A 2,321-nucleotide genomic window follows, 5' to 3' on the forward strand; every position below is an offset into this window, starting at 1 on the left:
CTCTCTATGGTGATGAGCAATACAGCCACAACGGCAATGATGCTTGCCACGGTTACTCCCCTTTTCACAGAAATTGACAACAAAAAACTTCAAAAGGCTTTTCTTTTGGGCATTCCCACTGCAGCCGCCATTGGTGGTATGGGAACCATCATAGGCTCTGCACCCAACGCCATTGCTGTGGGTGCTTTGGAAAGCATTGGAATAAAAATCAGTTTTTTACAATGGATGAGCGTGGGTGTTCCGGTGGCACTTTTACTTACCTTTTTAACATGGAAATTGTTGTTGACAAAATACAAGTTCGGAGAATTAAAACTTTCCACCGATTTTATTCAAAACCTGGAATTAAAAAAAGACTATAATAAACAAGAAGTGAATCAAAGAAGGATTGTTCTAATTGTTTTCATCATTACCGTATTCTTTTGGATAACTTCTCAATGGACGGGCATTCCCGTCGCTGCAGTGTCCGGAATCCCAATAGTGTTTTTAACAATGATGGGGGTGATTGATGCAGATGATGTCAGAAAACTCCCCTGGGACACCTTGATGCTGGTTGCAGGCGGGCTTGCGCTGGGTATTGCTATTCAGGAACAGGATTTGGCATTGTACTTTATTTCAAAAATCAGTTCGTTTGACTTTAATGTTTATTTATTGTTGTTGCTTTTTAGTTTAATCACAGTAATCCTCTCCAACTTTATGAGCAATACGGCAGCCACTACCATATTGATTCCGGTTGCCATATCATTGGTAAGTATTTATGGCAATGTCAATCCGGTATTGTTCACATTTGTTATTGGTCTGAGTGCTTCCTGTGCTTTATTACTGCCGGTTTCCACACCTCCCAATGCCATAGTTTACAGTACAGGACTTGTTGAACAACACGAATTCAGGCTCGCCGGAATATTTGTCGGCCTTGTTGGCCCGGTGATTATTATACTCTGGGCTTTATTGCTCACCAACTTGTATTTTTAACCCCTTTTTATTCAAAATAATCTCGGGCAATACCTTATTTTTGCGCTATGGGAAGAAAAAAAACCAAGCGCATTGTATTTGAAAACATCGCCGTTGTCGATGCCGGGGCAAAAGGCAAAAGCATCGCCAAAGCCCCCGACGGAAAAGTCGTTTTTATCGGAAATGCCATTCCGGGTGATGTGGTGGATATTCAAACTACTAAAAAGAGAACTTCCTACTATGAAGGTGATGCCATTCAATTTCACACACTCTCGGAACGAAGAACCGAGCCAAAATGCATTCATTTTGGAGTTTGTGGTGGATGTAAATGGCAAAATATGGGCTATGAAAGTCAGCTTTATTTCAAAGAAAAAGAAGTTGTAAACAATTTAAAACGCATCGGAAAAGTTGAATTGCCTGAAATCACTCCCATACTGGGTTCTGCAAAACAGTATTACTACCGCAATAAAATGGAGTTTTCATTTTCTGACAGTCGCTGGCTTACGCTTGAAGAAATTAAATCAGGTAAAGAAATTGAAAACAGAAATGCGCTGGGATTTCACATTCCCGGAATGTGGGATAAAATCCTGGATTTAAAAGAATGCCACCTTCAGGGGGAACCTTCAAACAGCATCCGCCTTGCCGTTAAGGAATTTGCAATTGAGAATAATCTGGAATTTTTCAACACCAGAAATCAGGAAGGATTTTTACGCACTTTGATGATACGCACCACAAGCACCGGCGAATTGATGGTGCTTATTCAGTTTTTTAAAGAATACAAACAAAACAGGGAGATCCTGCTTGATTTCCTTTGGGAAGAATTTCCTGAAATCACTTCCCTTCTTTATGTTATCAATTCAAAAGGAAATGACACCCTTTATGACCAGGATGTAATTTGTTACAAGGGCCGCGACCATATTTTTGAAGAAATGGAGGGTTTGAAATTTAAAATCAATGCCAAATCCTTTTACCAGACCAATTCTGAACAGGCTTACGAACTTTATAAAATCACCCGCGATTTTGCCGGTTTAACCGGAAATGAACTCGTCTATGACCTCTATACCGGAACCGGAACGATTGCCCAGTTTGTGGCCAAGCAAGCCAAAAAAGTAATAGGTATTGAATCAGTTCCCGAAGCCATTGAAGCGGCTAAGGAAAATGCACAATTAAACGGTATTGACAACGTTGACTTTTTTGTGGGTGATATGAAAAAGGTTTTTACCGAAGAATTCATTCAACAAAACGGAATTCCCGATATCATCATCACCGATCCGCCTCGTGATGGGATGCACAAAGATGTGGTGCAGCAAATTTTGAATGTGGTTCCACAAAAAGTGGTCTATGTGAGTTGCAACAGTGCCACACAGGCCAGG

2 protein-coding genes are annotated in these 2,321 nt (G+C 40.7%); both read left to right on the top strand.

The window, feature by feature from the left end; translation table 11 throughout:
* The coding region (locus AC6F75_RS08490; protein ID WP_500714578.1) for a DASS family sodium-coupled anion symporter at positions 1 to 969 on the top strand (969 nt) is incomplete at its 5' end.
* 47 nt (positions 970 to 1,016) lie between these two features.
* Positions 1,017 to 2,321 (top strand): 23S rRNA (uracil(1939)-C(5))-methyltransferase RlmD (rlmD, locus tag AC6F75_RS08495; protein WP_500714579.1); only part of this gene is annotated, 1,305 nt, incomplete at its 3' end.

The sequence above is a fragment of the Planktosalinus sp. genome (assembly GCF_059864935.1).